Origin of the sequence: Kitasatospora sp. NPDC036755, from assembly GCF_040636595.1 — a bacterium.
In the GTDB taxonomy this organism is placed as follows: Bacteria; Actinomycetota; Actinomycetes; order Streptomycetales; family Streptomycetaceae; genus Kitasatospora.
This window is the reverse complement of sequence record NZ_JBEZUT010000438.1, coordinates 1-5,744: the sequence shown is the minus strand read 5'-3', so window position 1 is coordinate 5,744 and position 5,744 is coordinate 1. Positions and strand designations below refer to the sequence as shown.

The 5,744-nt window shown below is 70.1% G+C and carries 4 protein-coding genes and 1 rRNA gene; 4 read left to right on the top strand and 1 reads right to left on the bottom strand.

Annotated elements, in window-relative coordinates; translation table 11 throughout:
• Window positions 1–374: 374 nt before the first annotated feature.
• Window positions 375–491 (top strand): 5S ribosomal RNA (gene rrf, locus AB0E96_RS37395).
• 220 nt (window positions 492–711) lie between these two features.
• A complete protein-coding gene (locus tag AB0E96_RS37390) occupies window positions 712–1,425 on the top strand; it encodes an IclR family transcriptional regulator (protein ID WP_030246527.1) in 714 nt (237 codons plus the stop codon).
• Window positions 1,426–1,580: 155 nt separating this feature from the next.
• Here AB0E96_RS37390 and aspS read toward each other — a convergent pair whose 3' ends face one another.
• Window positions 1,581–2,888, bottom strand: a complete 1,308-nt coding sequence (gene aspS / locus AB0E96_RS37385) for an aspartate--tRNA(Asn) ligase (protein ID WP_359830714.1) — start codon at window positions 2,886–2,888, stop codon at window positions 1,581–1,583.
• 204 nt (window positions 2,889–3,092) lie between these two features.
• On the opposite strand from aspS, the gene AB0E96_RS37380 reads away from it, so the two are divergent.
• Both AB0E96_RS37380 and AB0E96_RS37375 read left to right on the top strand, forming a co-directional pair.
• Window positions 3,093–3,677, top strand: coding sequence for a YceI family protein (locus AB0E96_RS37380; protein WP_359830712.1), 585 nt, complete (start codon window positions 3,093–3,095; stop codon window positions 3,675–3,677).
• A 552-nt stretch (window positions 3,678–4,229) separates the two neighbouring features.
• Window positions 4,230–5,744: transglycosylase domain-containing protein (locus AB0E96_RS37375; protein WP_359830710.1), on the top strand; the 1,515-nt coding region annotated here is incomplete at its 3' end.

Below are 5,744 nucleotides of genomic sequence, written 5' to 3'. Positions count from 1 at the left end.
CAGCATGAGGCTAGCCCCCGGAGGCTATGCGGCATGGATGAATGTTGGATTAACACCTTATCGGTCGGTTTTTGGGCGATCGGCGCACAGGGGCGGGGTTCGGTGGTGTGCGCACGGGCTCGCCGGCTCCGGTCCGGACCGGCCGCCCCTCCGCCCCTCCGCCCGGGCCGGGGGCACCTCCCCGGGCCGCGCCGTGCCCCGGCCGCACCTCGACAGCGTCGCGGCGTCGCCTCGACCGCACCCCCCAGGGGCGTCTCCGGAGGCGCTGCCGGGGAGCCGCCGGGCCGGACCCGCGAATCCCTCCGCATTTCCCCCTGCTATGATTGACAACGAGGCGAAGGCAATGCTTTCGAGCAATTGCCCGGCCCGATCATTTCGGTGGTCATAGCGAGAGGGAAACGCCCGGCTCCATTCCGAACCCGGAAGCTAAGCCTTTCAGCGCCGATGGTACTGCAGGGGGGACCCTGTGGGAGAGTAGGACGCCGCCGAATTCTTCTCAGGCCCCTGCCGTGTCCGACAGTGACACGGCAGGGGCTTTTTTCATTTCTCCGGCCATTTCGCTCCCGCCGGACTTCCGCGGCGCGACCCGCCCCCGTCGCGTCCGGCATGCGAGACGCCGGGTCCCGGAAGAGCCGCTTTGCGCACATCTGAGAGGATGGCGGACACCGAAACAGACTTGCGTCTCGCCAACTGAGACTGCAATATCATGGTATGGACAACACTAGCGGCGTCGGCGTTCTCGACAAGGCCGCTCTGGTGCTCAGCGCACTGGAGTCGGGCCCCGCCACACTGGCGGGGCTGGTCGCCGCCACCGGTCTGGCGCGCCCCACCGCCCACAGACTCGCCGTCGCACTCGAACACCACCGCCTGGTCACCCGTGACATGCAGGGCCGCTTCATCCTCGGCCCCCGCCTGTCCGAACTCTCCGCCGCCGCCGGCGAGGACCGACTGCTCGCCACCGCGGGCCCGGTCCTCACCCATCTGCGCGACGTCACCGGGGAAAGCGCGCAGCTCTACCGCCGACAGGGCGAAATGCGCATCTGCGTCGCCGCCGCCGAACGACTCTCCGGCCTGCGCGACACCGTCCCCGTCGGCAGCACCCTGCCGATGAAGGCCGGCTCCGCCGCCCAGGTGCTCCTCGCCTGGGAAGAGCCCGAGCGCCTCCACCGAGGCCTCCAGGGCGCCCGCTTCACCGCCACCGCGCTCAGCGGCGTCCGCCGCCGCGGCTGGGCCCAGTCCATCGGCGAGCGGGAGCCGGGCGTCGCGTCCGTCTCCGCCCCCGTCCGCGGACCGTCCAACCGCGTGGTGGCCGCCGTCTCCGTCTCCGGCCCCATCGAGCGGCTGACCCGCCACCCGGGCCGCCTGCACGCCCAGGCCATCATCGAAGCCGCGAACCGGCTCACCGAGGCCCTCCGTCGCAGCTGACGGAACACGGCCGGAGGCCGGAAGACACCGGGACGGCACCGGACGGCACCGACAGACGCCGAAAGGGCCGCGTCCGAGGACGGATCTCCTCGGACGCGGCCCTTTCGTGTTCCGCCCGCCATTTCCCGGTTCTACGGTTCCGCGGTTCTACGGTTCTACGGTTCGAGGCGGTGCGGCCCCCGGAAGAGGAAGGTCGCCTCGCGGATCGACGGCAGGCCGAGGGCCAGCATGAGCAGCCGGCCGAGCCCGAGTCCGAAGCCGCCGTGCGGCGGGGTGCCGTAGCGGAAGGAGTCGAGGTACCCGGTGAGCGGCCCGGTGTCCATGCCCTTCTCCCGGGCCTGGGCGACGAGGCGGTCGTACCGGTGCTCGCGCTGGGCGCCGGTGGTGATCTCCACGCCCTTCCACAGCAGGTCGAAGGAGTCGGTGACGCTCGGGTCGTCCTCCGGCCGCAGGTGGTAGAAGGGCCGCACCGCGGACGGGAACCGGGTGACGAAGACGAACTCGTGCCCGGTCTCCTCGGCGATCAGGCCGCACAGCGCGCGCTCGCCCTCGGGGTCGAGGTCCTCCTTGACGCCCTCCCGGTCCCAGCCGGTGGCGCGGAGCCGGGCCAGCGCGTCCGCCATCGTGATCCTGGGGAACGGCAGTCCGGGAACCGTCACCGGGGTGCCGAAGTGCTCGGCGATCGCCGCGCCGTGGCGCTCGGCCACCGCGGCCAGGACGCGGTGCAGCATCCGCTCCTCGAAGGCCATCACGTCCTCGGCCCCGTCGGTCCAGGCGATCTCGACGTCCACCCCGGTGAACTCGGTGGCGTGCCGCGAGGTGAAGGACGGCTCGGCCCGGAACACCGGCCCGACCTCGAAGACCCGGTCGATGCCGCCGGCGATGGCCATCTGCTTGTAGAACTGCGGGGATTGGGCCAGATAGGCGGTGCGGTCGAAGTAGCCGACCTCGAACACCTCGGCGCCCGACTCGGAGGCCGTCCCCATCAGCTTGGGCGTGTGCAGCTCGGTGAAGCCCTCCTCGGCCGCCACCTCGCGCATCGCGCGCTCGACGGTCGTCTGGACGTCGAAGACCAGGTGCTGGGAGGGGCGCCGGATGTCGAGGAACCGCCAGTCCAGGCGCTGGTCGATGCCGGTCCGCTCGTCGATCGGCAGTTTCGGTTCGGCGGGTGAGACGACCTCCACGCGGGTGGGGACGATCTCCAGACCGCCCAGCTTCACCTGCGGGTTGGCGACGACCCTGCCGGTGATCTTCACGGCGGACTCGACCGTCACGCCCTCGAAGGCGGCCTCGACGGCGTCGCCCTCCCCACCGCGGAAGTGGGTGACCTGCACGAGACCGGTGTGGTCCCGGACCAGTACGAACTGGATGCGCCGCTGGAGCCGGAGCGTGTCGACCCACCCGTGGACGGTGACCGTCTCCTCCAGGTGGGAATGCAGCTCGGCGGCGAGGGTACGCGTCATGACAGGGAACTCCCCGGGTGTGCGGGCGCGTTGGTCGCGCCACGTCGACGGGCGGTAAACGGCCGCCCTGGGCGTGTTCACCGTAGGGGATCACGCCCGGGGGAGTCGCCCGGTTTTCCGTCGCGGTGCCGCCGGTCCGGGTTCGCCCTACGCTGGCTGGAGGGGGTTCGCGGGCAGCACCGGCCACCACCTCACGGAGTCGCCATGGCCACCACGAAATGGTTCTTCGAGCCCAGCCACACCGGTGCGGAGTTCCGCGCCCGGCACATGATGGTCACCTACGTGCGCGGCCAGTTGAAGAACGTGCAAGGCTTCCTGGAGGTCGACCCCGACACTCCGGAGCGGGCCCGGGTCGAGGCGACCATCGACGCGACCCAGGTGTACACCGGTTCGCCCGAGCGGGACGCCCACCTGCGCAGCGCCGACTTCTTCGACGTCGAGCACCACCCGACCTGGAAGTTCGTCGGCTCGCAGGTCCACCAGGTGAGCGCGAGCGGCTTCGAGGTGACCGGGCAGCTCACCATCCGCGGCGTGACCCGCCCGGTCACCTTCGACGTGAGCTACCTCGGGCAGTGGGACACCCCGTGGTGGGAGGACGGGCGCGACCTGGGACCCCGGCGGCGCGCCGGGTTCACCGCGAGCACCCGCATCAACCGGCAGGACTTCGGGGTGAGTTGGAACGACGTGGTGGACCGGGGCGGCACGGTGGTCAGCAATCTGGTGGACGTCACGGTCGACGTGGAGGCCGTCCTGGAGACCGCTCCCGACAGCGCCGCCCGTGCCGCCTGAACCGGCCCCCGGGCCGGGCCACGGGCCCCGTCGCTCGTGAAACGGCTGGTCGCCCCGGTACGGCAGGGCGACCAGCCAATAAAGCTTATTTCCTGACAACCTTGGGGCATTCCTTCACACCGATCCGGCCACCTCCGTTACCACCGCCCATTCGGAGAGCGCCCGGACGGTCAATTCCCGGCTATTCGATCGCCTTCCCTCCCGAGGATCACCACACCCACCGGACCGCCACCCCCGCCCGCCCACCAGCGGGATGCCGCGCCCCTGACAACCGCCCCCGTCGAACCGGGCCCACCGCCTCCCGCCCGGCCCGCGTCGAGGTGTGCAACCTTCCGACCCACTCCGGGCATCCAAGAGAGGGCAGGGCCCCGGGAAGGAGGGGGAGCCGCACGCCGGCGGGCCGCATCGCACACGGACCACCGAGCCTCCCGCATTCATATGGTGCGTATGCGATTCACCCTCTCCGGAGTCAGCCCCGGCCTGTTGCACAGCCGTGACAACCGGGCGCGAAAAATCGTTCGAGCGGCGACTCCCGAGGGTTAGCATCCTGGAATGGAATCGAACCTCCCCCCGATATGGAGTTCCTCCGAGGACGCGGACCCCCAGCCGCCCCGCAGGGCGCCGCTCCGGCTGGCCCGCTTCGGTGCGACCTTCCTGGGGGTGAGCGTCGTGTCCGGCGTGCTGCTGGCGGGCCTCGCCCTGCCCGTGGCCGGCGGCATCGGGCTGACGGCCAAGGGCACCGCGGAGGGATTCGCGGACGTCCCCTCCGACTTCAAGACCCCGCCGCTCACCCAGGCCACCCAGATCTTCGACGCCAAGGGCGGCCTGATCGCCAAGGTCTACGAGCGCGACCGCACCGTCATCACGGCCGAACAGATGTCACCGTTCATGCGGCAGGCCCAGGTGGACATCGAGGACGCCCGCTTCTACGAGCACGGCGCCGTCGACCTCAAGGGCGTCCTGCGCGCGATCAGCAAGAACGCGGAGAGCGGCACCGCCTCCCAGGGCGCCTCGACGCTCACCCAGCAGTACGTGAAGAACGTCAACGTGGAGCAGGCCGGCGACGACCGCGACGCGGTCCTGGAGGCCCAGCGCAAGACCCTGGGCCGCAAGATCCAGGAACTCAAGGTCGCCATCAAGCTGGAGGAGGAACTGCCGAAGGAGCAGATCCTCACCAACTACCTCAACATCACGTACTACGGGAACGGCGCCTACGGGGTGGAGGCCGCCTCCCAGCGCTACTTCAGCAAGAGCAACAAGGACCTGACCGTCGCCGAGGCCGCGATGCTCGCCGGGCTGGTGCAGAACCCGTCCCAGTACGACCCGAAGCAGCACCCGCAGGCCGCGCAGAACCGCCGCGACACCGTCATCGACAAGATGCTGGAGAACAAGCACATCACCGCGGAGCAGGCGCAGGAGGCGAAGGCCGCCCCGCTCGGCCTCAACTTCAAGGCCCCGCAGAACGGCTGCATCACCGCCCAGGCCGGCATGGGCTTCTTCTGCGACTACGTGCGCCACGTGGTCAAGCAGGACCCGGTCTTCGGCCAGGACTCCGCCGAGCGCAAGAAGTTCTGGAACCAGGGCGGCCTGAACATCTACACCACCCTGGACCCGGACAAGCAGGCCGCCGCCCAGAACGCGGTGAGCTCCAACGTGCGGGTCACGGACAGCATCTCCGCCGCCGCCTCCATGGTCGAGCCCGGCACCGGCAAGATCCTCGCCATGGCCCAGACCCGCCCGTACGGCCTGGACACCAACCAGAACCAGACCGTCGTCAACCTGAACGTCGACGCGGCGATGGGCGGCGGCAACGGCTTCCAGCCCGGCTCCACCTTCAAGCCGGTCGTCGCGGCCGCCGCCCTGGAGGCGGGGCTGCCGGCGACCCAGGAGTACTCGTCCCCGAACAAGCTCGAGTACCCGACGATGAAGACCTGCGAAGGCACCTGGAAGAACGACACCAGGCCCAAGGCCGTCGTACCCAACGAGTCCGCGAGCGAGAAGGGCCCGTACCAGCTGAAGATGGCGATGGCCCTCTCGGTCAACACCTACTTCGTGCAGATGGAGCAG

Bases quoted from the DNA above. Each gene is read 5' to 3' on its own strand.
- AB0E96_RS37390 (WP_030246527.1), top strand. From the start codon at position 712: ATGGACAACACTAGCGGCGTCGGCGTTCTCGACAAGGCCGCTCTGGTG.
- aspS (WP_359830714.1), bottom strand. From the start codon at position 2,888: ATGACGCGTACCCTCGCCGCCGAGCTGCATTCCCACCTGGAGGAGACG.
- AB0E96_RS37380 (WP_359830712.1), top strand. From the start codon at position 3,093: ATGGCCACCACGAAATGGTTCTTCGAGCCCAGCCACACCGGTGCGGAG.